At 68.2% G+C, this 23,354-nt stretch carries 29 protein-coding genes; 8 read left to right on the forward strand and 21 right to left on the reverse strand.

Annotated features, from left to right (window positions below; translation table 11 throughout):
- The first annotated feature begins 44 nt into the window (after positions 1-44).
- The 4 genes from ileS to ASE86_RS01385 all read left to right on the forward strand — a co-directional run bounded on the left by ileS (position 45) and on the right by ASE86_RS01385 (position 5,218).
- Complete coding sequence (gene ileS, locus ASE86_RS01370; protein WP_056421723.1) at positions 45-2,897, forward strand: isoleucine--tRNA ligase; 2,853 nt, start codon at positions 45-47, stop codon at positions 2,895-2,897.
- Positions 2,898-2,905: 8 nt separating this feature from the next.
- Positions 2,906-3,409 carry a signal peptidase II gene (gene lspA, locus ASE86_RS01375; protein WP_056421724.1) on the forward strand — a complete coding sequence of 168 codons (504 nt, stop codon included), beginning with the start codon at positions 2,906-2,908 and terminating at the stop codon, positions 3,407-3,409.
- 2 nt (positions 3,410-3,411) lie between these two features.
- The gene (locus tag ASE86_RS01380; RefSeq protein WP_056421725.1) at positions 3,412-3,819 is read left to right on the forward strand and encodes a DUF3035 domain-containing protein; all 408 of its coding nucleotides are present in this window, start codon (positions 3,412-3,414) and stop codon (positions 3,817-3,819) included.
- 130 nt (positions 3,820-3,949) lie between these two features.
- Positions 3,950-5,218 (forward strand): dicarboxylate/amino acid:cation symporter, encoded by a 1,269-nt coding sequence (locus ASE86_RS01385; protein WP_056421726.1) that lies wholly within the window; start codon positions 3,950-3,952, stop codon positions 5,216-5,218.
- 7 nt (positions 5,219-5,225) lie between these two features.
- Here the strand turns inward: ASE86_RS01385 and ASE86_RS01390 are convergent, their stop codons facing one another.
- From ASE86_RS01390 to ASE86_RS01435, 11 genes are all read right to left on the reverse strand, one after another.
- Positions 5,226-5,624 carry a hypothetical protein gene (locus tag ASE86_RS01390; protein WP_056421727.1) on the reverse strand — a complete coding sequence of 133 codons (399 nt, stop codon included), beginning with the start codon at positions 5,622-5,624 and terminating at the stop codon, positions 5,226-5,228.
- A 13-nt stretch (positions 5,625-5,637) separates the two neighbouring features.
- Entirely contained in the window at positions 5,638-6,174 is a 537-nt protein-coding gene (locus ASE86_RS01395) for a demethoxyubiquinone hydroxylase family protein (RefSeq protein WP_056421728.1), read from the reverse strand.
- Positions 6,171-6,647 (reverse strand): disulfide bond formation protein B, encoded by a 477-nt coding sequence (locus ASE86_RS01400; RefSeq protein WP_056421729.1) that lies wholly within the window; start codon positions 6,645-6,647, stop codon positions 6,171-6,173. Before ASE86_RS01400 ends, ASE86_RS01395 begins: the two co-directional genes overlap by 4 nt.
- Positions 6,648-6,785: 138 nt before the next feature.
- Entirely contained in the window at positions 6,786-8,129 is a 1,344-nt protein-coding gene (locus ASE86_RS01405) for a S41 family peptidase (RefSeq protein WP_056421730.1), read from the reverse strand.
- A 93-nt stretch (positions 8,130-8,222) separates the two neighbouring features.
- On the reverse strand, positions 8,223-9,338 hold the full coding sequence (locus ASE86_RS01410; RefSeq protein WP_235523954.1) for a murein hydrolase activator EnvC family protein: 1,116 nt from the start codon (positions 9,336-9,338) through the stop codon (positions 8,223-8,225).
- Positions 9,328-9,747 carry a 23S rRNA (pseudouridine(1915)-N(3))-methyltransferase RlmH gene (locus tag ASE86_RS01415; protein ID WP_056421732.1) on the reverse strand — a complete coding sequence of 140 codons (420 nt, stop codon included), beginning with the start codon at positions 9,745-9,747 and terminating at the stop codon, positions 9,328-9,330. Before ASE86_RS01415 ends, ASE86_RS01410 begins: the two co-directional genes overlap by 11 nt.
- A 17-nt stretch (positions 9,748-9,764) precedes the next feature.
- The gene (gene rsfS / locus ASE86_RS01420) at positions 9,765-10,124 is read right to left on the reverse strand and encodes a ribosome silencing factor (RefSeq protein WP_082441595.1); all 360 of its coding nucleotides are present in this window, start codon (positions 10,122-10,124) and stop codon (positions 9,765-9,767) included.
- A 41-nt stretch (positions 10,125-10,165) separates the two neighbouring features.
- Entirely contained in the window at positions 10,166-10,798 is a 633-nt protein-coding gene (locus ASE86_RS01425) for a nicotinate-nucleotide adenylyltransferase (protein WP_056426422.1), read from the reverse strand.
- Positions 10,795-11,076 carry a type II toxin-antitoxin system RelE/ParE family toxin gene (locus tag ASE86_RS16690; RefSeq protein WP_162233294.1) on the reverse strand — a complete coding sequence of 94 codons (282 nt, stop codon included), beginning with the start codon at positions 11,074-11,076 and terminating at the stop codon, positions 10,795-10,797. The genes ASE86_RS01425 and ASE86_RS16690 overlap by 4 nt, the downstream gene beginning before the upstream one ends.
- On the reverse strand, positions 11,073-11,327 hold the full coding sequence (locus ASE86_RS01430) for a hypothetical protein (RefSeq protein WP_056421734.1): 255 nt from the start codon (positions 11,325-11,327) through the stop codon (positions 11,073-11,075). Before ASE86_RS01430 ends, ASE86_RS16690 begins: the two co-directional genes overlap by 4 nt.
- Before the next feature lie 37 nt (positions 11,328-11,364).
- A complete protein-coding gene (locus ASE86_RS01435; protein WP_056426423.1) occupies positions 11,365-12,612 on the reverse strand; it encodes a glutamate-5-semialdehyde dehydrogenase in 1,248 nt (415 codons plus the stop codon).
- Between the two features lie 49 nt (positions 12,613-12,661).
- Here ASE86_RS01435 and ASE86_RS01440 point away from each other — a divergent pair, with 49 nt between their 5' ends.
- Complete coding sequence (locus ASE86_RS01440) at positions 12,662-13,795, forward strand: DUF3667 domain-containing protein (protein WP_056426426.1); 1,134 nt, start codon at positions 12,662-12,664, stop codon at positions 13,793-13,795.
- Between the two features lie 3 nt (positions 13,796-13,798).
- On the opposite strand, the gene ASE86_RS01445 is transcribed toward ASE86_RS01440, so the two are convergent.
- The 3 genes from ASE86_RS01445 to ASE86_RS01455 are packed head-to-tail and all read right to left on the reverse strand — an operon-like array spanning position 13,799 to position 15,401.
- On the reverse strand, positions 13,799-14,443 hold the full coding sequence (locus ASE86_RS01445; RefSeq protein WP_056421735.1) for a heme exporter protein CcmB: 645 nt from the start codon (positions 14,441-14,443) through the stop codon (positions 13,799-13,801).
- Positions 14,440-15,006 carry a heme ABC exporter ATP-binding protein CcmA gene (ccmA, locus tag ASE86_RS01450; RefSeq protein ID WP_056421736.1) on the reverse strand — a complete coding sequence of 189 codons (567 nt, stop codon included), beginning with the start codon at positions 15,004-15,006 and terminating at the stop codon, positions 14,440-14,442. The genes ASE86_RS01445 and ccmA overlap by 4 nt, the downstream gene beginning before the upstream one ends.
- On the reverse strand, positions 15,003-15,401 hold the full coding sequence (locus tag ASE86_RS01455) for a metallopeptidase family protein (RefSeq protein WP_156346993.1): 399 nt from the start codon (positions 15,399-15,401) through the stop codon (positions 15,003-15,005). The genes ccmA and ASE86_RS01455 overlap by 4 nt, the downstream gene beginning before the upstream one ends.
- 49 nt (positions 15,402-15,450) lie before the next feature.
- On the opposite strand from ASE86_RS01455, the gene ASE86_RS01460 reads away from it, so the two are divergent.
- Entirely contained in the window at positions 15,451-15,741 is a 291-nt protein-coding gene (locus ASE86_RS01460; protein ID WP_056421738.1) for a 4a-hydroxytetrahydrobiopterin dehydratase, read from the forward strand.
- Between the two features lie 110 nt (positions 15,742-15,851).
- On the opposite strand, the gene ASE86_RS01465 is transcribed toward ASE86_RS01460, so the two are convergent.
- The gene (locus ASE86_RS01465) at positions 15,852-16,640 is read right to left on the reverse strand and encodes a crotonase/enoyl-CoA hydratase family protein (RefSeq protein ID WP_056421739.1); all 789 of its coding nucleotides are present in this window, start codon (positions 16,638-16,640) and stop codon (positions 15,852-15,854) included.
- 64 nt (positions 16,641-16,704) lie between these two features.
- On the opposite strand from ASE86_RS01465, the gene ASE86_RS01470 reads away from it, so the two are divergent.
- Both ASE86_RS01470 and ASE86_RS01475 read left to right on the forward strand, forming a co-directional pair.
- A complete protein-coding gene (locus tag ASE86_RS01470; RefSeq protein WP_056421740.1) occupies positions 16,705-17,151 on the forward strand; it encodes a PaaI family thioesterase in 447 nt (148 codons plus the stop codon).
- Positions 17,148-17,525, forward strand: a complete 378-nt coding sequence (locus ASE86_RS01475; protein ID WP_056421741.1) for a PaaI family thioesterase — start codon at positions 17,148-17,150, stop codon at positions 17,523-17,525. The genes ASE86_RS01470 and ASE86_RS01475 overlap by 4 nt, the downstream gene beginning before the upstream one ends.
- A 5-nt stretch (positions 17,526-17,530) precedes the next feature.
- Here ASE86_RS01475 and ASE86_RS01480 read toward each other — a convergent pair whose 3' ends face one another.
- The 6 genes from ASE86_RS01480 to ASE86_RS01505 form a co-directional block, all read right to left on the reverse strand.
- Positions 17,531-18,445, reverse strand: coding sequence for a flagellar motor protein MotB (locus tag ASE86_RS01480; RefSeq protein ID WP_056421742.1), 915 nt, complete (start codon positions 18,443-18,445; stop codon positions 17,531-17,533).
- Positions 18,446-18,575: 130 nt separating this feature from the next.
- Positions 18,576-19,439, reverse strand: coding sequence for a flagellar motor stator protein MotA (gene motA, locus ASE86_RS01485; RefSeq protein ID WP_056421743.1), 864 nt, complete (start codon positions 19,437-19,439; stop codon positions 18,576-18,578).
- Positions 19,440-19,578: 139 nt separating this feature from the next.
- Positions 19,579-20,499 carry a flagellar hook-associated protein FlgL gene (gene flgL, locus ASE86_RS01490; RefSeq protein ID WP_056421744.1) on the reverse strand — a complete coding sequence of 307 codons (921 nt, stop codon included), beginning with the start codon at positions 20,497-20,499 and terminating at the stop codon, positions 19,579-19,581.
- A 15-nt stretch (positions 20,500-20,514) separates the two neighbouring features.
- Entirely contained in the window at positions 20,515-21,870 is a 1,356-nt protein-coding gene (gene flgK, locus ASE86_RS01495) for a flagellar hook-associated protein FlgK (protein WP_056421745.1), read from the reverse strand.
- Positions 21,867-22,226 carry a rod-binding protein gene (locus ASE86_RS01500; protein WP_082441598.1) on the reverse strand — a complete coding sequence of 120 codons (360 nt, stop codon included), beginning with the start codon at positions 22,224-22,226 and terminating at the stop codon, positions 21,867-21,869. Before ASE86_RS01500 ends, flgK begins: the two co-directional genes overlap by 4 nt.
- Entirely contained in the window at positions 22,223-23,317 is a 1,095-nt protein-coding gene (locus ASE86_RS01505) for a flagellar basal body P-ring protein FlgI (protein ID WP_056421746.1), read from the reverse strand. Before ASE86_RS01505 ends, ASE86_RS01500 begins: the two co-directional genes overlap by 4 nt.
- Between the last annotated feature and the right edge of the window lie 37 nt (positions 23,318-23,354).

Raw genomic sequence — 23,354 nt, forward strand, 5'->3', positions numbered from 1 at the left:
GCCGTTTGTGACCGGGCCGCACCTCCGCTAAGGGCGCGAGACCTATGACCGACGCTCCCGAAACGCCGCGCGACTATCGCGACACCGTCTTCCTGCCGAAGACCGATTTCCCCATGAAGGCGGGCCTGGCCGCCAAGGAACCGGCGATCCTGGAGCGCTGGGCACGGATCGGCGTGTACGAGCGGCTGCGCGAGCAGCGTGCCGGGCGCGAGCGGTTCATCCTGCACGACGGCCCGCCCTACGCCAACGGCGACATCCACATGGGCCATGCGATGAACAAGATCCTGAAGGATCTGGTCGTCCGCTCGCAGAGCCTGCTGGGCAAGGACGCGCCCTACGTCCCCGGCTGGGACTGCCATGGTCTCCCGATCGAATGGAAGATCGAGGAAGCGTATCGCGCCAAGAAGCGGTCGAAGGACGAGGTTCCGGCGCAGGAATTCCGCGCCGAATGCCGTGCGTACGCCGCCAAATGGGTCGACGTGCAGCGCGAACAGTTCAAGCGGCTGGGCGTGCAGGGCGACTGGGACGACCCGTATCTGACGATGAAGTTCGAGGCCGAGGCGACGATCGTCGGCGAGTTGCTGAAGTTCGCCGAGAGCGGCCACCTGTACCGCGGCGCCAAGCCGGTCATGTGGTCCCCGGTCGAGAAGACCGCGCTGGCCGAGGCCGAGGTCGAGTATGAGGACATCACCTCCACCCAGATCGACGTCGCGTTCGAGATCGTCGAGGCGCCGAACGCGCCGGAACTGGTCGGCGCGCACGCGGTGATCTGGACCACGACGCCGTGGACGATCCCTGTCAATCAGGCACTCGCTTATGGGCCTGAGGTTGAGTATTCCGCCGTCCGGGTCGGCGGAAAAGTGCAACTTTTCGCTACAGAGTTGGTCGCAGGGTCGCTGGGGCGTCAGGGCGCGGCAAGTTCGCCTTGGCTTTCCGAAGGCAGCGGTTGGACCATCGTTTGGTCTGGCAAAGGCTCCGACCTCGCCGGCGCCGTCGCCCGTCACCCGATGCACCACCTCGGCGGCTTCTTTGCCAAGCCCCGCCCGTTGCTTGCCGGCGATTTCGTCACCACCGACGCCGGCACCGGCCTGGTCCACATGGCGCCCGACCACGGTGAGGACGATTTCGCGCTGTGCAAGGCGAACGGTATTGATCCGGTCTTCGCGGTCGACGATGCGGGCATGTACCGTGCCGACTGGGCGTGGCTCGGCGGACAGGGCAGCGTCATCAACAAGAAGTTCACCGCCAGCGACGGGCCGATCTGTTCGGACCTGCGTGCCGCTGGTGCGCTGCTGGCGGCGTCGGACGACTTCGCGCACAGCTATCCGCACAGCTGGCGGTCGAAGGCCAAGATCATTTTCCGCTGCACGCCGCAGTGGTTCATCCCGATGGACCGCGACGTGGATACATCGCCTTCGATCGCTTCCGGGGAAGACAGCGTGGCCCTTCGACACGCTCAGGGCGAACGGGGGAATGGCGGCACCCTGCGCGACCTCGCGCTCGATGCGATCGAGCGGACGCGGTGGGTGCCGGGGCGCAGCCAGAACCGCATTCGGTCGATGGTCGAAGGGCGCCCGGACTGGGTCATCAGCCGCCAGCGCGCCTGGGGCGTGCCGATCGCGCTGTACGTCCACCGCCAGACCGGCGAGTATCTGAACGACGCGCAAGTCAACGCGCGCATCGTCGCGGCGTTCAAGGACGGCGGGGCGGACGCGTGGTTCGGGGCGGACCATCAGGCCCTGCTCGGTGCCGATCACACCCTCGCGGATTACGAGCCGCAGAGCGACATCCTGGACGTGTGGTTCGATTCGGGCTGCACCCATGTCTTCACGGTCGAGGCGCGCTTCGGCGAGGGCACGCGCGCGAACCTGTATCTCGAAGGGTCCGACCAGCACCGCGGCTGGTTCCAGTCGTCGTTGCTCGAAAGCTGCGGCACGCGCGGCCGGGCGCCCTATGACGCGGTGCTGACGCACGGCTTCGCGCTCGACGGCAATGGGCGCAAGATGTCGAAGTCGTTGGGCAATGTCGTCGATCCGCTGAAGGTGATCGGCGAATCGGGCGCGGACATCCTGCGCCTGTGGGTCGCACAAACCGATTATTTCGAGGACGTCCGCATCGGCAAGGAAGTGCTGGCCGGCACCGGCGACACGTATCGCAAGCTGCGTAACACGTTCCGGTACCTGCTCGGCGCACTGGACGGCTTCGACGATGTCGAGCGGCTGGACGTGGCCGACATGCCCGAGCTGGAGCGCTACATCCTCCATCGTCTCGGCAGCCTGGACGCCGAGCTGCGGTCGGCGGCCGAGGCGTTCGAGTTCAACCGCTACAGCCGTGCGCTGACCGAATTCGCGCAGGACGACCTGTCGGCGTTCTACTTTGATATCCGCAAGGATTCGCTCTATTGCGATGCGCCCGACAGCGTACGGCGGCGCGCGTGCCGGACGGTCATGGACGTGCTGTTCCACGCGCTTGTCCGCTACGCCGCGCCGATCCTGGCGTTCACCGCCGAGGAAGTGTGGCAGGCGCGCTTCCCGAGCGAGGACGACTCCGTCCACTTCCTCGAATGGCCCGAATTGCCGGCACTGCCGGGCGACGATGCGGTGTCGACCAACTGGGCCGACGTCCGGCGCCTGCGCGCCCAAGTGACCGAGGCGATCGAGCCCTATCGCCGTGAAAAGACGATCCGCTCGTCGAACGAGGCCGAAGTGACCGTGCCCGACCTGCCGCTCGACGCCGACCTGCTGGCGGAGGTGTTCATCGTCGCCAAGGTGACCGGGGACGACGGCATTGCGGTGACGCGGACCGACTATCACAAGTGCGGCCGCTGCTGGCGCCACCTGCCCGAGGTTGCGCAGGACGGCGCGTTGTGCGACCGCTGCGCGTCCGTCGTCGCCTAAGGCCGTCCATGCTTCGTACCCGTACCGCCGGCTTCGCGCTGGCCGCCGCCATCTTCGTCGTCGACCAGCTGATCAAGGCGTGGGTGACGGGGCCGATGGGCATCCGCCAGATCGGCGACGTGCGCGAGATCGTGTCGTTCTTCGACCTGCGGTTCGTGCCGAACATCGGTATCTCGCTGGGGCTGCTGCCCGCCGACGGCCCGGCGACGCGCTGGGCACTGGTCGCGCTGACCGGGCTGATCGCGACCGGCGTCGGTTTCTGGATGTGGCGCGAAAAGGTGACCGGCGATATGCTGGCCCTCGCGCTGGTGCTGGGCGGTGCGCTGGGCAACATCCTCGATCGCGTGCGGCTGGGCTATGTCGTCGATTATGCGGATCTGCATTTCGGCGAGTGGCGCCCGTTTTTGGTCTTCAATGTCGCTGACGCCGCGATTACCATCGGCGTCGTGATCCTGCTCGTCCGTGCGCTGTTCGCGCCCAAGGCGGCCAAGCCGGGTCTTCAGGAGAAGTGAGAATGCGTAAGCTCGTCCTCGTCGCACTGACCGCCCTGGCCCTTGCCGGCTGCGGCCGATCGGGCTTCGACCGCGCCCGTCCCGACGAGTTCGCGACCGCGCGCCAGGCGCCGCTGGTCATCCCGCCCGATTTTTCGCTGACCCCGCCGCAGCCGGGCGCCGCCCGACCGCAGGACACCAGCCCCGCCAGCCAGGCGCTTGACGCGCTGTTCGGCGGCACCGCGCCGCGCAGCCCGGGCGAGACGACGGCGTTGTCGGCCGCCGGTCGCGATATCGCCGACACCGGCATTCGCGCCTCAGTCGGCGACCCGAAGACGGTCGTCGTCGACAAGGGGTCGGTGACCCGCGACATCGTCGCCGCGCCGCAGGGCGACGGCCAGGCCGCCCGCGTCGCGGCAGGCGGGCAGTAAGACCATCCTACCACCCGTTCGCCCTGAGCTTGTCGAAGGGCTGCCTTTCTTCGTGCGTCATCATCTTCGGTACGAAGAAGAAGGACAGTGCTTCGACAGGCTCAGCACGAACGGTTTGGATTAAGCGGTCGTGACCCTCCTCCGCCGCTGGTTCGCGATTCCCCTGTGGCAGCGAGTTGTCGGCGGTCTCGTCATCGGCGTACTCATCGGGCTGTTCGCGCCCGCCATCGCGCCCAAGCTTGCCATTTTCGGCGACCTGTTCGTCCGCGCGATCCGGATGCTGGTCGTGCCCATCGTCCTTATCACCATCGCGGCCGGCATCACCGCGCTGGGCGACGTGCGCAAGCTCGGCAGCGTCGGCGGGCGGACCGTGCTGTTCTTCGCACTGACCACGCTCATCGCCGTCAGCATCGGCATGGCGGCGGGGCTGATCCTGCGGCCGGGCGAGGGCGCCGCACTTGGCGGCGTCGCGCCGCATGTGCTCGGTACGGCGGTGACGCCCTACGAGCAACTGATCGGCATCGTCCCCGTCAACATCGTCGAGGCGCTGGCGAAGGGCGACATGCTGGCGATCATCTTCGTCAGCATCCTGCTGGGCGTCGGGACGCTGATCGCGGGAGAGGCGGGCGAGCCCGTCGCGCGCCTGCTCCAGTCGCTGTCGGCAGTGCTGCTCAGGATCGTGCGGATCGTGATGGAGCTGACGCCGCTCGGCGTCCTTGCGCTCATCGCCACCGCCATCGCGACCGCCGGCCTGGGCGTGTTCGTCCATATCAGCTGGCTGGCCTTGTGCGTCGTCATCGCATCGCTCGTACAGATGGCGGTCGTTCATGCCGCGCTGCTGCGGTTTGTCGCGCGGGTGTCGGTGTTGCGGTTCTTTCGCGCGATCATCGATGCGCTGGCCGTCGCGTTTTCGACGGCGTCATCCTCCGCGACACTGCCGGTCGCGCTCAGAGTCGCGCAGGACCGGCTGGGCGTCGCGCGCGGCGTTGCGTCGACCGTGCTGCCGCTGGGCGCCAGCATCGGCAAGGACGGGACGGCGATGTACGTCGGCCTGCTCGGGCAATTCGCGCTTCAGGCGCTGGGGATCGTGCCGGACGGCGTGATGCTGGCGACGATGCTGGTGACCGGCGCGCTGGCCGCGTTCGGGACCGCGCCGGTGCCATCGGCCTCGTTGTTCATGCTGACCGCGATGCTGGGGGCGGTCGGCGTGTCGGCGGAGCAGACCGCGCTGGTCGTCGGCCTGGTCCTGCCGTTCGACCGGCTGCTCGACATGACCCGCACCGTGCCGAGTGCCAGCGCCAACCTGACCGTCGCGACGTGCGTAGCGCGGAGCGAAGATGCGCTCGACGATGCCGTCTATCGCGGCGAGCGGGCGGTGGCGCCGACCGCGCGCCCTTAGGCCGCGCTCACCTCGGCAGGTAGGCGTTGTCCTCGCGCTTCTTCGCGTCGAGGATCTTGCGGTTGTTCTGGATCTGCTGGCCCGCACAGCCGATGCCGCCGCCGGGGCCGATTGCCGAACAGCTACCGATGCCGCCGTTGCCCAGCGTCAGTGCCTGGTCGACCTTCGTCGCCCACGCCTGATATTCGGGCTTGATCTCGGGCTGGCGGATTTCCTTCGGGATGCGGAACTGCTCGCTCGCGTCGCGGCGTTGGCAGACGACGATCTCCTCACCCTCCTGGTTGGTCGGGCATTTCTGGTTGCCGTATAGGATGACGACGCCGTTGACCGGCGCGTCCTGCGCGGCAGCGGGAACCGCGGCGGTGCCCAGCGTCAGGCCGGCAGCGACCAGGATCGGTTTCAACATGCGCAATCCTTCCTCAGATACGTTTGGCGACGGCGATCGCCGCGCGGCAACCCATCCGGATCACCGCCGACAGCACCGGATAGGCCGGTGCGTTTTCCGCCCCGCTGGCAAGTGCTGTGTCGCGGTGTTCCAGTTCCTCGTCGCGGAAGCGGGCGACGGCCTCCGACAGCTCGGGGTCTTTCGTCCCGATCTCTTCGAGCTGGGCGGCGTAATGCAAGTCGATCTCGGTCTCCACCGCGGCGGTGCAGGCCATCGCCGCCTCGGGACCGATCGCCGCGGTGGCCGCGCCCAGCGCGAACCCGGCGACATGCCAGAACGGCTGGAACAGCGTCGGCCGCACACCGCGCCGCGCCATCATCGCATCGAAGAATTCGCGGTGCCGCTCTTCCTGTTCGGCCATGTGCGCGACCTTGCGCGCGGCGGGCGAGCGGTCGCCGAGAATCGCTAGCTGTCCCGCATAGATGCGCGTCGCGCCATATTCGCCGGCCTGGTCGACGCGGATCATCGCGTGGTTCCCCTCGCGCGGGTCGCCGGGACGCCAGCGGCTCATCGCTTCATCGCCTTCAGCGCGACGACAACGGCGCCGGCCAGCGAGAGGATCGCGTTGAACCCGGCGAGCGAGATGCCGGCCAAGGTCCATTGCGGCACGTCACAGCGAATCAGCGGTGCATTCATGATCTGGGCCAACATATCCTCGGTGCTTCCGGTCGGACGAACGGTCGAGGTGCAGGTCGTGATCCCTGGCCACCAGCCATATTCGACGCCGGCATGGAATACGCCGATACCGCCGCTGACGGCGATCAGCAGCGCGGCGAACAGGACAAGCGCGCGGCGCAGCGCCCCTTGCGTGGCGAAGGCAACGGCAGCGACCGCGATCGCGGCGTAATGCGGCCAGCGCTGCCAGTGGCACATCTCGCACGGATACAGTCCGCCGATGTACTGCGACCCTAGCGCGCCGGCGATCAGAGCGGCCGGGACCAGCAATGCCAGGCGGTTGGCGGTGGTGGGGGAGCGGGGCGTCATCCTATCACCCACCCGTTCGCCCTGAGCTTGTCGAAGGGCTGCCCTTCTTCGTGCCGCAGGCCATTCGGAGGAAGAAGAAAGGCAGTGCTTCGACAAGCTCATCACGAACGGTGGAGAGTTTAGCCATTACAGGTTGGCTCAGCGCTTTGCCGTGACCGTCGGTGCCTTCGCGGGGGCGGTGCCGCCCAGCCGGCCGATCGTCTTCAGCGCGTAATCGAGCTGGAAGTCGGTGACCCCCGCCTTCTTCAGCGCGTCGGGCGTCGCGGTGAAGCGCGGGTCGTCGATCGTGTCTTCCTCCAGCGCCTTGTTATCGACCTTCGCGGTGTTGATCAGGTGGCGGCGCAGGTCCGCCTCGCGGAAAACGGGGCGCGACTTGCGGTCGGCGTCCGTCAGCTGCGGCACCGCGATGTCGGGTTCGATCCCGCCTTCCTGCACCGACCGGCCCGACGGCGTGTAGTAGCGCGCGGTGGTCAGGCGCAGTGCCGACGTGTCGGTCAGCGGCAGCAGCGTCTGGACCGACCCCTTGCCGAAGCTGCGCTCGCCCATCACCAGTGCGCGGTGGTGATCCTGCAGCGCGCCGGCGACGATTTCGGAGGCCGACGCGGTGCCGGCATCGGTCAGCACGACGACCGGCAGGCCCTTCGCCAGATCGCCGGTCGTCGCGTAATAGCGTTCGATATCGGTCTTCTCGCGCCCGCGCTGCGACACGATCTCGCCGTGGTCGAGGAACACGTCGCTGACCTCGATCGCCTGGGTGAGCAACCCGCCGCCGTTGTCGCGCAGGTCGACGACATAGCCGAGCGGCGCGTGACCGAGCGACTTTTCGATCGCCATGATCGCACCACGCGTGTCGGCGCCGGTGTTGGCGCTGAACGTGTTGATGTTGATGATGCCGATGCCGTTCTTGACTTCCCACTTGACCGGCTTCTGCACGATGACTTCGCGCACCAGCGTGACGTCGATCGGCTTGTCGCGGCCGGGGCGGACCAGGGTGATCGACACCTTGCTGCCCGGCGGCCCGCGCATCCCCTGGATCGCTTCGTCCAGGCTCTGGCCATAGATCAGCGTGCCGTTGATGTGGGTGATATAGTCGCCGGCCTTGATTCCTGCGCGATATGCCGGCGTGTCCTCGGTCGGGGCGATCACCTTGACCGCGCCGTCCTCCATGCTGACCGTCAGGCCGAGACCGCCGTAGTTCCCTTCGGTCGCGATCCGCATGTTGTCGAAATCGAGCGCATCGACGTAGCTCGAATGCGGGTCGAGCGCGGCCAGCATCCCCTGGATCGCACCCTTCATCAGCGTCTTGTCGTCGACCTTGTCGACATATTGCGCCTTCACCTGATTGTAGATGTCCATGAACGTGTCGAGTTCACGGTAGGCGCCGGTATCGACCTGCGCGAGCGCGGCGGTCGTCGCGGGCACGAGCGCGAGCGTGCCGACAAGGGCGGCGGCCTGAAGGGCGGAAGCGAAGGGACGCGGCATCGATGTCCTGACGTGGGATAGGGTCTTGAGTCCAAGATACAGCTTTGCGAGCGGCTTAGCAAAGCGCCCGCGCGGATGAACGGCGGCTGAGTGTCACCCGATCAGTCGCGCCAGATCGACCGCCAAACCGCGGCGGCGCAACTCGACGCCGACCCGCGGCGCCTCCGCCATCGCGGCGCGCCCCAGCGGCTGGCCCATCGTGACACTGTCGCCGACCACGACATCGACGGCGTCGAGACCGGTGAGCGCGCTCGACCAGCCGTTGCCGTGGTCAATGATGACGACGGTGCCGTAGTCGCGAAAGCGGCGGGCGAAGACGATGCGACCGGCGGCGGGCGCGATGACGGGCGCGCCGGCGGCCACGGCGAACCGCAGGCCGCGCGAGCGGACGCCGGTGTCGGACAATTCGCCCAACCCCTCGACGATCCGCCCGCGCACGGGCAGGCGATAGGGGGGGCGGGTGAAGGCAGGGGCGGGGGGCGTGTCGCCGGGTCGCGGCAGCGGACCGTCAAGCTGCCCGAGCGAGGTGCGGACATCGGCGGCGGCAGCACTCTGCGCCATCATGCCCGCCAGGTCGCGCGCCTGTTCGCCCAGCGCGATCGCCTGCTCGCTCTCCACGCCGCCGCGCGCTGCGCCGCGCGCGCGATCCTCCGCCTGCAATCGCGCAAGCGCCAGCCGACCGGATTGCAACCGGGCGTTGGCATCGGCGAGCGCCGTCGCGGCTTCGGTCGCCTCGGCGCGAAGGGCGCGGGTCCGGGCGAGCGCCTGTCGCAGCGCCTCCGTGCGCGCGTGCACGACGGGCAACAACGTGCCGAGCAGAGCCCGGGCATGGACGATGTCACTGGTCGATCCGGGCTGCATGATCGCCAGCGCCGCCGGCCGTCGCGACAGGGCCTGAACGGCGGCGACCAGCCGGGCGGCCGGCAGTTGTCGTTCGGCGAGGCGCGCGCCTTCGGCCGCCAGCCGCCGGTCGGTCAGCGCGACGCGCGCCTTCGAGGCGGCGATGGCGGCTTGCGCTGCGCGTATCCGCGCGGCGACGGCGGCCTGCCGCAGACGGCTGCGCTTCACGGCATCGGGTTCGGCATCGGCCTGCCGCTCCAGCGCCGCGGCGCGGTCGGCTGCCGCCACGGCGATCCGATCCGCCCGCGGCGCATCGACCGCGCCGAGCAACAGCGTTGCCGCAGCGGCAAGGGTCAGATTAGCCCTCACGATGGTAGGGATGGCCGGAGAGGATCGCCGTCGCGCGCCACAATTGCTCCGCCAGCATCGCGCGCGCCAGCATGTGCGGCCATGTCAGCCGCCCGAACGACAGCAGCATGTCGGCCTTGGCGCGATCGGCGTCATCGAAACCGTCGGCGGCACCGATCAGGAACCGGCATTCGCGCACGCCATCGTCGCGCCATCGACCTAACCTCTGCGCGAACGCGACCGACCCCGGCGTCTCGCCCGTCTCGTCGAGCATCACGATCCGCGCGCCGGCCGCATCGGGCATCCTGCCGCCGGTGTCGGGCAGTTCGGTGACCTTTACCGGCCACCCGATCCGCTTCAGATAGCGATCGACCAGATCGCCTTCCGGGCTGCGGCCGATCCGTCCGCGCGCGACGATGTGAAGCAGCATCGCTCAGCGGATATGCGTCAGTTCGGCTCGGTCGCCGGCGTGTCGCCGAAGCCCCACATGCGCTCGAGGTTGTAGAAGGTGCGCACTTCGGGACGGAACAGGTGGATGATGACATCGCCGGCGTCGATCAGCACCCAGTCGGCGTTCGGCAGGCCCTCGATCCGCGCGGTGCGGCGGCATTCGGTCTTGATCTTCTCGGCCAGCTTGTTCGCCATCGACGCGACCTGGCGGGTCGAGCGGCCCGAGGCGACGACCATGTAGTCGGCGATCGACGACTTGCCGGCGAGCGGGATCGAGACGGTGTCGACCGCCTGGTCGTCCTCCAGGCTCGACAGGACCAGCGCGTGCAGCGCCTCCGCGCTGTCGTCGGCGGGCACCGAGGCGTGATCGGGGGCGGCGGTGGGGGAAGTGGCCAAGATTACTCCAGTATCGGGTTTGGGCGCCGTGCGGGCGATGGGGGATGCGCAAAGGCCAGGTGCCAGTCCGGCGAAGCGGCGCGCACCGCGGTTGCGGAGGTCGGATCGGGGCGGAAGCGCAAGAGCACGAGCGCCGGCGGACTCCATTCGGTCCAGTGTTTCGCGTGTGACGTCGGTCGCCGGAAGCGCCTGAGCCAAGCCATCGCCGGACCCGCGAGGGCAGCGCCGTCATACCCCGGACGCGCGATGACCGCAATCGGCATCTCCCGCGCGATGGCGCGCCACGCCCGCCAACGATGGAAGCCGGCAAGATTGTCGGCACCCATCAGCCAGATGAAGTCGTTCGCCGGATAGCGCCGCTTCAGCGCGCGCAGCGTGTCGATGGTGTAGCGCGTGCCGAGCGTCGCCTCGATTCCGGTCGCGCGGATCGGGGCGTTACGCGCCATTTTTCGCGCGGAGGCGAGGCGTGCGGCGAGGGGAGCCATGTCGGTGGCGCCGGTCTTCAGCGGATTGCCCGGCGACACCAGCCACCACGCCTCGTCAAGCCCCAGCGCGCGCACCGCGGCGAGCGTGACCCGGCGATGCCCACGATGCGCCGGGTTGAACGATCCGCCGAGTAGACCGATGCGAGTCACCACCGCCCGGTATCGCGAGCGCCATGCAGAACGCGAAGGATGCGAACCTGCCTGCTCGAAGGGCGATAGAAAATGATGTATGGCGTGCCCGCGACACGCCACTTGCGATTGCCGCCCGGCGAAACCGGACCGGCCATCGGCGTAGCCGAAAGAAAACGGGCGGCACTAATGATCCGCTCGGTCAACTCGTCGGCAACGTCGATGTGATCCTGACGATGATATTGGTCGATCGAGGCAAGATCAGTGAGGGCTGAAGACGCCCACTGAAGTCCGCTCACTTCAGCGCGGCCGTTCCGCGACGTTCGGCAAACCAGGCTTCGACCTCTTCCTGCGTGTAGAACTCACCGCGATCGATCTGCCGGTCGGCTTCATCGAGCGACTCAGCCAGCGCGGCCTCGTCCTCGGCGAACCAGTGGATCGCTTCCGCGACATAGGCGGCGACCGACGTGCCGCGCTCCGATGCCAGGCGCTCGACGAGCGCCGAGGTTTCGGGATCGAGTAGGTCGCTGATCTTGGCCGGCGCGTTCATGGTCGCAGCCTACGCCTGCGGCTCGGCTGCTACAACCCTAACCCCGGATCTGTCCCGTTCCGCGCCCGACCCACTTGTACGTCGTCAGCCCTTCCAGCGCGACCGGTCCGCGGGCGTGGAGGCGGCCGGTCGAAATGCCGATCTCCGCGCCCAAACCGAATTCGCCGCCATCGGCGAACTGGGTGGAGGCGTTCCAGAGGACGATCGCCGAATCGACGCGGGCGAGGAACGCCTCTGCCGTTGCGGCATCCTCGGTCACGATCGCATCGGTGTGATGCGATCCGTGCGCCGCGATGTGCGCGATCGCGGCGTCCAGGCCATCGACCAACGCGACCGACGCGATGGCGTCGAGATATTCGGTATCCCAATCCGCATCGCTCGCCGGTGGGTGGCCAAGCGCTGCGACATCGGCGTCGCCGCGTATCTCGCAGCCGGCGGCATCGAGCGCGGCGATCAGCGCGTCGCGGTGCGGCCAGTCGCGGTGGATCAGCAACGTCTCCATCGCCCCGCAGACGCCGGTGCGACGCAGCTTGGCGTCGATGACGATGCGCTGCGCCATGTCGGCATCGGCGGCAATGTCGACATAGACGTGGTTGATCCCGTCGAGGTGTGCGAGCACGGGCACCCGCGCCTCGGCCTGCACGCGCGCGACCAGGCTCTTGCCCCCGCGCGGGATGACCAGGTCGAGCAGTCCCTCGGCCCGCAGCATCGCGCCGACCGCCGCGCGATCGGTGGTGGGGACGAGCTGGATCGCATCGGCCGGCAGCCAGCCTGCGACCAGCCCTTCGACCAGCGCGGCGTGGATCGCGGCGTTGCTCTTCACCGCTTCCGACCCGCCGCGCAGGATGGCGGCATTGCCCGACATCACCGCGAGGACGCCTGCGTCGGCGGTTACGTTCGGCCGGCTTTCATAGATGATGCCGATGACGCCGATCGGCACGCGGACCCGCGACAGCCTCAGGCCATTGGGGCGGGAGTCGTCGGAGATGATCGTACCGACCGGATCGGGCAGGCGCGCGACCGCATCGACCCCGTCGGCAATGGCGGCAACCCGTTCGGCATCGAGCCGCAACCGATCGAGCATCGCCCCGCTCAGGCCTCGAGCCAGGCCGGCGGCCATGTCTCCGGCATTGGCATCGACGATCGTCGCGCTCGCACGGCGGATCGCATCGGCCGCGGCGTGCAGCGCGGCGGCCTTGGCCGGCGAGCGCGTGGCGGCGAGGATGGTCGCGGTGGTGCGCGCCCTGGCCCCCATTTCGGCGATCAGCGTCTCGACATCGGTCATGCCCGCACCCGGTAGCATGGGGCGATGCAAGCTGGTAGCACTGCCGCGCATGGGGGAATTCGACGCAGCAGCGGACGTCGTGACCGGTGGCCTGATGGGCCGTGCGGTCGAGCCGCACGCCGGGGATCATCGCGCCGGGGGCCATGATGCCGACGGGCACGGCCTGTGCGCCAATTGCGGCACGCCGCTGATCGGCAGCCATTGCCACGCCTGCGGCCAGGTCGGCCATGTCCACCGCACGCTTGGTGCCTATGGCCACGACCTGCTGCACGGCGTGTTCCATTTCGAAGGCAAGATCTGGGCGACGTTGCCGATGCTGGCGCTGAAGCCCGGCGAACTGACGCGGCGCTACATCGCCGGTGAGCGCGCGAAGTTCGTCTCGCCGATCGCATTGTTCCTGTTTTCGGTCTTCCTGATGTTCGCGGTCGTCGCCAATCTGCCCGGCTGGAGCTTCGGTGGCGACGAATGGCTGAAACCGGGCCTGACCGGCGGCATGGCCCGGGCGCGCGAGAAACTGGTCGACCAGCGTCAGGCGGCCGACCGGGCGGTCGTCAAACTGTCGAAGGAGCTCAAGGCCGAACGCGCTGCGGCCACGCCCGATACGGACGAGATCGCCGATCTGCGCCGCCGGCTCGCCGAGACGCTAGACAGCCGCGCCAAGCTGAAACAGGCAGAAGCCCTGTTGCCCGCACCGACGCCCGGTGACGACGACGGCCTGCCGCGCGTGACATCGGCCCCCGGATCGCCCGGGGGTAGCTGGATCGAGCAGAAATGGGAGCATGTCCGCGAGAACCCCAAGCTGACGCTCTACAAGATCAAGACGTCGGCGTATAAATACAGCTGGGCGCTGATCCCGCTGTCGCTGCCGTTCCTGTGGCTGCTGTTTCCCCTTCGCCGCGACGTCGGGCTGTACGACCACGCGATCTTCGCCACCTATTCGCTGACGTTCATGTCCCTGCTGGTCATCGTCCTGGCGCTACTCGGCGCGATCGGGGTGCCGTCGTGGATTATCCTCGTGGCCGCACTCGGCATCCCGCCATTCCATATGTATCGACAGCTAAAGGGGGCCTATCGCCTAAGTCGCGCGGGTGCGCTGTGGCGGCTACACTGGCTGTTGTTCTTCACCTCGATCACGACGTTGCTCTTCACGATGCTGCTGCTGTACCTGGGTGCCGCGGACTGAACATCAATCCTGCGCGATCCGGATCGCGGCACCGGCGACGAACGGGCTGCCTGCGACCAGCAGCAGGCTGACCGCGCCGAGCAGCTTCAGCGCGGCGCCCGCGCCGTCCGACAGCGCGCCCGCCCCGAAGATGACGATCGGGATGGCCAGCGGCAGCATCACGAGGCCCGCGATGGATCCGCCGCCCCGCAACCCCGCGACCAGCGCGCCGGTTGCCACCGCCAGTGCGGCGAGGCCGGGGGTGCCGATCAGCAGCCCCAGTTCAATCCGCCACAGCGCGTCGCCGGACAGGCCCAGCAACCCGGCCGCCGCGACGCTCGCCAGCATCAGCGGCGGCGCGAAGCCCAGCCAGTGCCCGGCGAGCTTGGAGGCGGCGACCAGCGGCATCGGCAAGCCGCGAACGGCCAGCTGATCGAGCGTCCCGTTGTCCAGATCGGGCGCGACCAGCCGCTCGACCGGCAACAACGCGGCGAGCAGCGCTGCCGCCCACACCACCCCGCCGCCGACGCGCGCCAGCACCGCCGCATCGGGCCCGATCGCGAAGGGGAACAGGGTGGCGACCAGCAGGAAGAAGCCGACTGGCAGCCACAGCCCGCCTGAACTCCACGCGCGGCGCACTTCGCGCCAGGCGATGGCGGCAACGATCACAGCGCCACCTCGAGTGCGCCATGGAGGGCAAGCGGCAGATGCGTCGCGACCAGCACGATCCCGCCGCCTGAGCGGTGCCGACCGATCAGCCGCTCGAGCAGCGCGACCGACGCGGTGTCGAGCCCGTTGGCGGGTTCGTCGAGTAGCCAGATCGGCGCGTCGTTCGCCAGCGTCCGCGCGATCTGCGCGCGACGGCGCTGGCCGGTCGACAGCAGGCGGACGGGGACGTCGGCCAGATCGGCGATCCCGACATCGGCCATCGCCATGTCGATCGCGTCGCTGCGCCCGTCGATCCGCGCCCACCAGCCAAGGGCGTCGCGCAAGGCGCGCTCGCCATCGAGCCCCGCCGCCTCGGCCATCAGCGCGACTGCGCCGTCACGGACCACGGTCCCCGCAGCGGGCGTCAGCAGCCCGGCGCAGATTCGCAGCAGGCTCGACTTGCCGACGCCGTTTGGTCCGGTGACCAGCGCCGCGTCGCCCGCCGCCAGCGTCAACGACAGCCCTTCGAACAGCATCCGCCCGCCGCGTGTGCACGCGAGGTCGACCAGCGCCAGCCGGCTCACGCCGCGGCTTCGAGCGCGTGCATATCCTCGTCGCTCAGCCCGAAGTGATGGCCGACCTCATGGACGACGATGTGATGGACCAGCGTAGCCAGGTCGACCCCGGTCGCGACCCATTCATCGAGGATCGCGCGGCGATACAGATGGATGCGGTCGGGCAGGGTGACGCCGTCGAACGCCGATTTATCGCCGACAGGCCGGCCGTGGTACAACCCGGTCAGGTCGTACGGATCCTCGATCGCCAGGGCGTCGAGCGTCTCGTCGTCGGCCCACTCCTCGACCAGCAGCACGACATCGGCCAGATGCCCGGCAAACGGCGCGGGGATGCGCGCCAAACTCACGCGGGCCAGCCCCTCGATCTCGTCTGCGCCCGGCGCGATCCGCTCTTGCCCGTCCATGATGTGCGACATAGGCATGGCCACAAGCCAAGGGCAAGGATGAGGGGTTATGATCGAGCAGTTGAGCGAAGCCGAACGCGCCGATGCGCTCGATGGGTTGCCCGAATGGGATTATGACGACGGGCGCGACGCGATCGGCCGCAGCTTCACCTTCGACAGTTTCTCCGAAGCCTTCGCCTTCATGACGCAGGTCGCGCTGCTGGCGGAAAAGGCGGACCACCATCCCGAATGGTCGAACGTGTACAACCGCGTCGACATCGTGCTGACGACGCACGACGCGGGCGGGCTGTCGACGCGCGATGTCGAGCTGGCGGGGCAGATCGACGATCTGGTGGATTAGACAACCGTTCGCCCTGAGCCTGTCGAAGGGCTGTCCCTCTTCGTGCCGCATCGCTTGCCGCACCAAGAACAAGGGCAGTGCTTCGACAGGCTCAGCACGAACGGGGCGGATCAATCCACGAACCGCGCCGCGCGCTTCTGCATGTTGGCCATCACGGCTTCCATCTGGTTGGGGGAGCGCAGCAGGGCAGCCTGTTCGACGCTTTCCGCCATCAGGATGTCCGCGGCATCGGCCGCGACCGCGTCGTTCGCCAGCCGCTTGATCGCGCGGATCGCGTGCGGGTTGCGCGCGGCGATCGCGCGGGCGAGCGTCATCGCCTCGGCGTGCGGATCCCCGGCGGTGCGCAGCGCAAAACCGAGCGTCGCGGCGTCCGTCCCGGAGAATTCGCGCGCGGTGTAGGCAAGCTCGCGCAGGGCATCGTCGCGCACGCGGCCGCGCCACAGCGCGAAGCCCGCCATGTCGGGGACGATGCCCCATTTGATCTCCATCACCGACAGGCGCGTGTCGGGATGGGCGATGACTATATCGGCGCCGCTCATGACCTGCAGCCCGCCGCCGAACGCGATGCCGTGGACCGCGGCGATCACCGGCAGCCCGAGCGTCCGCCAGCCCCAGGCGACCTGCTGGAAATCATTGGCCAGGCCGTGCGTCCGCTCGGCCAGATCGACGCCGGCCCCCGCCGACGCCATGCTCGCCATGTCGAGCCCCGCGCAGAATGCGGTACCTTCGCCCGACAGCACGACCGCGCGCATGCTTGTGTCGGCGCCCAGCCGGTCGATCGCATCGATCAGCCCTGCGAACATCGCGGGATCGAGCGCATTCATCTTGGCCGGACGATTCAGGCGGACGTCGGCGACGCCGGCGTCGATGGCGATGGTCACGCGGGGATTGTCGGTCATGGCGCCAACGCTACGCCGCGCTGGCGATTTGTAAACGGCCGACAGCCGCGATACGGCCAGCCCTATGCAACCCATCCCGTTCGATCCCGAACAATTCTTCAAGCGGTTCACCTGGGAACACCATGGATCGACGCTGGGCATCGTCCATCATGCGCACGGCCCCGACTGGACCGAGCTGGCGCTGCCGTATGGCGAGCATCTGATCGGCGATCCGGCGTCGGGCGTCATCGCGTCTGGGCCGATCCTGACCCTGCTCGACCAGGCGACCAGTTCGGCGGTGTGGCTGAAGCGCGGCGGGTTCCTGCCGCACGCGACTCTGGACTTGCGGATCGATTACCTGCGCGCGGCGACGCCGGGCAAGACGGTGTTCGGCCGCGGCGAATGTTACCGACTGACCAAGAGCGTCGCGTTCGTCCGCGGGACCGCGCATGACGGCGACCCGGGCGATCCGCTGGCGCATGTCGCCGGCACCTTCATGGTGACGCGGATGTCGATGGGGGTGGAGGCATGACGCTGCCGCCCTATGCGACCCTGCTCGGAATGAGCATCCAGGATGACGACGACGGCACGCGCCGGCTGGCGATGGCGTTCTCGGGCAAGGTCAGCGGCCGGCCCGGCTATCTGCACGGCGGCGCGATCGGCGGGATGCTGGAGATGGCGGCGATCCTGCGCTTACGCGATGCGCTGGGTACCGAAACGGCGGTTGTGAAACCGGTGACGCTGACCGTCGATTATATGCGCGGCGGTCGCGAGAAGATCACCTATGCGGCCGGCATCGTCCGGCGTCTCGGCTCGCGTGTCGCCAATGTCGATGCGATCGCGTGGCAGGACGACCGCACCCATCCGATTGCGGCGGCGCGGCTGACGTTTCTGATCCGTAGATAGCGGCGTTACTGCCCGAACGTCCCGCGACGATATAGCAGGGTGATGGCGACGCGGCGGTTGCGCGGGTCGGCGTCGTTGTCGGCGATCATCGGTTCGCGGTCGGCGACGCCTTCGATCCTCTCGAACCGCATCTCGGGCACGCCGCCCAGCGCCAGCCGGCGGCGTGTCGCCTCGGCGCGGCCCGACGACAGCGTCCAGTTGTTCATCCCCTGCCGGCTGCCGAACTGCAGCGCGTCGGTATGGCCGCGGATCATGATCGGGTTGCCGGTCGACCGGATCGCATCGGCGACCAGTCCGATCAGGCTCGATGCCTCGGGCACCAGCGCGGTCGTGCCGCTGGCGAACATTGAGTAATCAGCGTCGTCGACCAGATCGATGCGCATCCCGTCGCGGGTCATCGTGAAGCGGACGTGCTTGCCGAGCTTTGCCAGCTTGGCGTTCGCGGCGATCTGCGATTCGACGCGGGCCTTCATCCGCGCGAAATTGGCCTTGTCCTCGGCCGCGGTTACGCCCGGGTTGCGCAGCGAGCCCTTGGCACCGGTGCCTTCGCGGTTGCCGCCGCTGGCGCCGACGGGAATCGTCAGCGACCGTGTGCCGGTCTGTTGCGCCTTGTGCGGGTAATTGTCCTTGTCGGTGATCGACGCGCCGCCGAACAGCCCGTTCGAGCCTGCGGACTTCTGCGTCTTCAGGTCGACGATGGTCGGCGTGAAATAATCGGCGATCGACTTGCGCTGCTTCTCGGTCGTGGCACCCAGAATCCAGAGCAGCAGGAAGAACGCCATCATCGCGGTCACGAAGTCGGCGTACGCAACCTTCCACGCGCCGCCATGATGACCGCCGTGACCGTCGACGACGATCTTCTTGACGATGACGATCTTGGGCGGCTGGTTGTTGCCGTGGGGAGCGCGGGCAGCGGCCATTATGCGACGCCTGCCGGCGTGCGACGGCACCAGCCCGCTCCCCCACCCGGCCACCCACTACGGTAACCTTGCTGGGTGGCCGGGTGAGGGAGCGGGCCGGTGCCGCTCATCGGCGCGAGACGATCCGACATCACCGCCCGCGCAGGCCGTCGAAGACTTCGCCGAAGCCGGGCTGGTTGTGATGCGCGATGCCAGAGCGTGCGGCTTCGATGACCAGCGGCTGCGGGTGACCGTGGAGCGAGGCGATGATGATCTGCTTCACGACGTGATAGATCGCGGCGTCGGCGTCGATCACCTGCTGCAACCGGTTGGCGAGCGGGCCGACGATGCCGTAGGCGAGCAGCACGCCCAGGAAGGTGCCGACCAGCGCCGATCCGATCATGCCGCCCAGGATCGACGGCGGCTTGTCGATCGATCCCATGGTCTTCACGACGCCGAGCACGGCGGCGACGATGCCGAGGGCCGGGAGCGCGTCGCCGAGCGAGGTCAGCGTGCCCTGCGGGCCCTGCACTTCGTGGTGGTGGGTCTTGATCGCGTTGTCCATGACCTCCTCGACTGCGTGCACGTCGAGCGTGCCCGACGAGACGACGACCAGCCGCAGCGTGTCGGCGATCAGGTTGACCAGCGTGTGGTCGGCGAGCAGGCGGGGATATTCGGCAAAGACCGCGGAGGACTTCGGGTCCTCGACATGCGGCTCCAGCGCGATCGGCCCGTCGACGCGCAGCATCTTCATCAGCTTGCTGACGAGGAAAATGGTGTCGAGATAGTCCTGCTTCTTGTACTTCGGCCCCTTCACGACCTTGGCCAGGCCACTGCCGATCGCCTTCAGTTCCTTGCCCGAATTGCCGATGATGAGCGCGCCGACCGCCGCGCCGCCGATGATGAGCATTTCATGCGGCACCGCATGCAGGACCGGGCCGAGTGCACCGCCGGTGATGGCGAAGCCGCCGAACACCATGCCGAGCAGGACCACGAGACCGATGGCGACAAACATGACCTAGGAGTTCCCCTTCGCGGCCGGCGTCCCGCGGTAACGGGAGCGACGGCACTTTCGCGTCGGTTGTCGCAAGTGGAGGTGGGGATTTGGTTAACGGCTCGGCCGAAATCGTCGTTACCGGCGCGGAAAGGATGCGTCAGCGCAGATAGTTGAACAGGCTGAGCGAGGTCAGCTTGCTAAAACTCGCCTGCGTGGCGTCCAGAATCGTCATCACCTTTTTCAGTTCGGTGATGGTCGCCGGGATGTCGGCGTCCTCGATGGTCGAGCGCTCCTCCTCCCGGGTCAGCGCCAGGTCCTCCAGCCGCGTCTTCTCCAGCTCCAGCCGCGCCCCGCGCGCGCCGATCGAGGTCTGCGCGTTCAGCACCGACGTCATCGCCGACTGGATGTCGACGCTGTCGTCGCCCATCGGCGTCCCGGCCTTCAGCTTATCCGACATCGTCTTGACGATCGCGAACATGTCGCTGGTCCCGCCGGCCTTCAACGGGATGTTGCCGAAGATCGTCGCGCCGCTGGTCGTCGCGGCGATGGTACGGCCGTCGCCGATCGGGATCTGCCCCGCCTCGCCCGATCCGGTGAAGACGACCGTGCCCGTAGCGGTTGTGGCGCCGGCCGGCGTGACGACGTAGGGCGCAGCCGTGCTGTCGCCCGAAAACAGCGGCGACCCGCGCGAATCGGTGGTGTTGGCGACGCGCACCAAGTCCTCCAGGATCACGTCGATCTCGGCCGACATCGCGGTGCGCTGTTCGGGACTGAGCGTCGAACTGCCCGCGGCGATGGCGATCGACTTGACGCGCGTCAGCTGCGTCTCGACGCTGGCGAGCGCAGTGGATGACGCATCGAGCAGCGAGGTCGCCAGATCGACGTTGGTCAGTTCCGCGGTCGAATTGGCGCCGGCGCGCTTCAGGGCGGTCAGCGCGCGGTAACCGGCGGCGTCATCCGACGGCGCCTGGAGGCGCTTGGTCGTCGCCAGCTGGTTGTTGAGCGTATCCGCCTTCACGCTCAGCGTGCTCATCCGGTCGCGAAGCCGGTCGTATTGCAGGGATGTCGAGACGCGCATGGTTGCTTTAAGTCCTCAGCGGATATCGATGATCGTCTGCAGGATGTCGCGCGCCACCTGGATGATGCGGCTCGATGCCTGATAGGCCTGCTGGAAACGGATCAGGTTGACGGCTTCCTCGTCGAGGTCGACGCCGGTCATTTCGTCACGCGCGGCGGTGGCCGCGCCGTGGATCGCGGTCTGCGCCTCGACCACGCCGCGGCGGGTCTTGAGCAGCGCGGCATTTTCGGTCGTCAGGTCGTCGAACCGGGTTTCCCAGCCCGCCGACGCGCGCAGATCGACCAGGCGGGTCAGATTGCCGTTGCCGCGCGCACCTTCGGTGCCATAGGCGGCGGCGACGCCGCGGGGGTCGTCCAGGACGACGCTGATCTCGGTCGGGGCGGCGCCGGCGGCGACACCGAACATCGCCGGGCCCGCGGCGCCGGTCAGCGTCTTGCCCTGCGCCTGCCAGTCGTTCATCTGGCCGACGAAATCGGTGGCGATGGTGTTCAGTCGCTCGCGCGCACCCGCAATCTTCAGCGCGCCATCGACCAGGCCGGCCATCGCGCCGCCGGTTGCGGGAACGACGGCGTGACCCGCCGGGCCGCTGGCGGCAATCGCGGCCTCGCCCGAGGCGTTGGTGACGAACGAGATGACCGCACTGCGCTCGACATCGGCGATGACGGGGCCAGCCGAACCGCCCGCGCGGACGACCGCGCGACCGAGCGAATCGAAGCTGGTATCGACATCGACCAGTGCGCTCATCGATTCGAGCGTGCGGTCGCGTTCGTCGAGCAATTGGGCACGCGCCGACGATCCTTCCGCGGCGCGGGTCAGGCCCTGGTTGATGCGGACCATCGAGGTGCCGAGGTCGCCGAGCTGCGCCGCCATGTCGCGGCCTTGCGCGGCGAGTTCGTCGGCAGCGCCTGCCAGAGCACGGCCGGTGCTGTTGAAACCGGCTGCGAGCGAGCGCGCATCCTCCAGCAGCACAGTGCGCGGCGCTGTCGCCGACGGATCGGCCGCGACGTTCTTGGCAGAGGCGAAGAAGGTGATAAGGCGATCGGATAGTTGGTTGCCCGACAGCGCGCCTTCGATCCGGTCGATCCACGCGACGCCCGATGCCGATCGCGCGACATCGGAGCCGGTGGTGCGGGCCTGGGCCGCGCGAAAATCGTCGGCGGCCCGCGTGACGCCGGCAATGCGGACGCCGCCGCCGGCCAGCAGCGTCATCTGGCCAATGCCGGCGATGCCGGTCGTGCGGAATTCCTCGACTACGGCGGTGCGGCGCGAATAGCCCGGCGTCGCCGCGTTGGAGATATTCTCCGACGTGGTGGACAGCGCGGTCTGGTACGCGCGGACGCCGGTGACGCCGATGCCGAGCAGGTCGGTCACGGCGTACCGCCACCGTCAGCAGCGCCGGGCGCCGTCGCCTGGTTCTTCGACAGGAAATCGGTCATCGCCCTGGCGATGCCCATCGGCGAATGCTGCGCCATGCTTTCGGCGATCTTGCCGTCGAACATGTCGCGAAACTGCTGCGATGCCTTGTTGTCGAACAGCCCGTCGCCGAGCTTTGCCGAACGCATCGACTTTAGCATCATGCCGGTGAAGATCGCCTCGAACCGTTCGCCGGCCGCCTTCAGATTGTCGTCCGACTTCAGCCGTGACGTGTCGTTCGACACGCCGCCGACGCTGCTGGACAGTCCGGCGATGCCGGTGGTTGCGGTGGTCGAGGCGGGGATCTGCGTCACAGGACGATCAGCTCCGCCTTCAGGGCCCCCGCCTGCTTCAGCGCTTCCAGGATGGCGACCAGGTCCGCGGGCGACGCACCGATGGCGTTCACCGCATTGACCACGTCGGCCAGCTTGGGTCCGGGCTGGAACAGGAACATCGGTCGCTTCTCTTCCTCGACTTGCACCGCGCTCTTCTGCTCCAGCGCCGTCTCGCCCTTCGAAAAGGGCGTGGGCTGGCTCACGCGCTGATTCTCATCAATACGAACGGTTAGTTTACCATGTGTTACCGCGGCAGGACTGACGCGGACCGCACTGTTGATAACGACCGTACCGGTGCGGGCATTTACAATTACTTTCGCCGGCGCCTCGGCCGACACCACCGACAGGTTCTCGATCCCGCTCATCAGTTGCGCGCGGATGTCGGCTCCCGCAGGCGCGGTGACCGCGATCGACACGCCGTCGACCGCGCGCGCGATGCCGGCGCCGAAGCGCGCGTTGATCGCGCCGGCGACGTTCTGCGCGGTCGTGAAATCGGCCTGCGTCAGGTTGAAGGTCAGCATCGGCGTGCTGGCGAAGCCGGTATCGACCGCGCGTTCCACGGTCGCGCCTTCGGGGATGCGGCCCGACGAGGGCACGTTGATGACGATCTTCGACCCGTCCGCGCCGTCTGCGCCCAGGCCGCCGACCGCCAGATTGCCCTGCGCCATCGCATAGATCGCCCCGTCCGCACCGTAGAGCGGCGACAGGATCAGCGTGCCGCCGCGCAGGGACTTGGCCTTGCCCATCGCCGACACGGTGATGTCGAGCTTCTGGCCGGGCTTGGCGAAGGCGGGCAGGTCGGCAGTGATCATGACGACGGCCGAATTCTTCAGGCCGGGATTGGCGCCCGGCGGCAGTTGCAAGCCGAAGCGCGAGGTGACGCCCTTCATAGACTGGACGGTGTATTCCAGGTTGTCGTCACCCGTCCCCGGCAGGCCGACGACGACGCCGTAGCCGGTCAGCTGGTTGGTGCGAATGCCCTGGAACGTGCCGAGGTCCTTGATGCGATCGGCCTGGGCCGGGGTCGCGACCAGCAATGCGGTCAGCGCGGCGAGGAGGAAGCGGAGCATGAGACGGGTCCTCGAGAACAATCCATTCGTCATTCCC

The sequence above is a fragment of the Sphingomonas sp. Leaf33 genome (assembly GCF_001421785.1).
GTDB lineage: Bacteria > Pseudomonadota > Alphaproteobacteria > Sphingomonadales > Sphingomonadaceae > Sphingomonas.

Coding starts and splice junctions, on each gene's coding strand:
- ileS (WP_056421723.1), top strand. CDS start 45: ATGACCGACGCTCCCGAAACGCCGCGCGACTATCGCGACACCGTCTTC.
- lspA (WP_056421724.1), top strand. CDS start 2,906: ATGCTTCGTACCCGTACCGCCGGCTTCGCGCTGGCCGCCGCCATCTTC.
- ASE86_RS01380 (WP_056421725.1), top strand. CDS start 3,412: ATGCGTAAGCTCGTCCTCGTCGCACTGACCGCCCTGGCCCTTGCCGGC.
- ASE86_RS01390 (WP_056421727.1), bottom strand. CDS start 5,624: ATGTTGAAACCGATCCTGGTCGCTGCCGGCCTGACGCTGGGCACCGCC.
- ASE86_RS01395 (WP_056421728.1), bottom strand. CDS start 6,174: ATGAGCCGCTGGCGTCCCGGCGACCCGCGCGAGGGGAACCACGCGATG.
- ASE86_RS01400 (WP_056421729.1), bottom strand. CDS start 6,647: ATGACGCCCCGCTCCCCCACCACCGCCAACCGCCTGGCATTGCTGGTC.
- ASE86_RS01405 (WP_056421730.1), bottom strand. CDS start 8,129: ATGCCGCGTCCCTTCGCTTCCGCCCTTCAGGCCGCCGCCCTTGTCGGC.
- ASE86_RS01415 (WP_056421732.1), bottom strand. CDS start 9,747: ATGCTGCTTCACATCGTCGCGCGCGGACGGATCGGCCGCAGCCCGGAA.
- ASE86_RS01430 (WP_056421734.1), bottom strand. CDS start 11,327: ATGAACGCGCCGGCCAAGATCAGCGACCTACTCGATCCCGAAACCTCG.
- ASE86_RS01435 (WP_056426423.1), bottom strand. CDS start 12,612: ATGACCGATGTCGAGACGCTGATCGCCGAAATGGGGGCCAGGGCGCGC.
- ASE86_RS01440 (WP_056426426.1), top strand. CDS start 12,662: ATGGGGGAATTCGACGCAGCAGCGGACGTCGTGACCGGTGGCCTGATG.
- ASE86_RS01455 (WP_156346993.1), bottom strand. CDS start 15,401: ATGGACGGGCAAGAGCGGATCGCGCCGGGCGCAGACGAGATCGAGGGG.
- ASE86_RS01460 (WP_056421738.1), top strand. CDS start 15,451: ATGATCGAGCAGTTGAGCGAAGCCGAACGCGCCGATGCGCTCGATGGG.
- ASE86_RS01465 (WP_056421739.1), bottom strand. CDS start 16,640: ATGACCGACAATCCCCGCGTGACCATCGCCATCGACGCCGGCGTCGCC.
- ASE86_RS01470 (WP_056421740.1), top strand. CDS start 16,705: ATGCAACCCATCCCGTTCGATCCCGAACAATTCTTCAAGCGGTTCACC.
- ASE86_RS01475 (WP_056421741.1), top strand. CDS start 17,148: ATGACGCTGCCGCCCTATGCGACCCTGCTCGGAATGAGCATCCAGGAT.
- ASE86_RS01480 (WP_056421742.1), bottom strand. CDS start 18,445: ATGGCCGCTGCCCGCGCTCCCCACGGCAACAACCAGCCGCCCAAGATC.
- motA (WP_056421743.1), bottom strand. CDS start 19,439: ATGTTTGTCGCCATCGGTCTCGTGGTCCTGCTCGGCATGGTGTTCGGC.
- flgL (WP_056421744.1), bottom strand. CDS start 20,499: ATGCGCGTCTCGACATCCCTGCAATACGACCGGCTTCGCGACCGGATG.
- ASE86_RS01505 (WP_056421746.1), bottom strand. CDS start 23,317: ATGCTCCGCTTCCTCCTCGCCGCGCTGACCGCATTGCTGGTCGCGACC.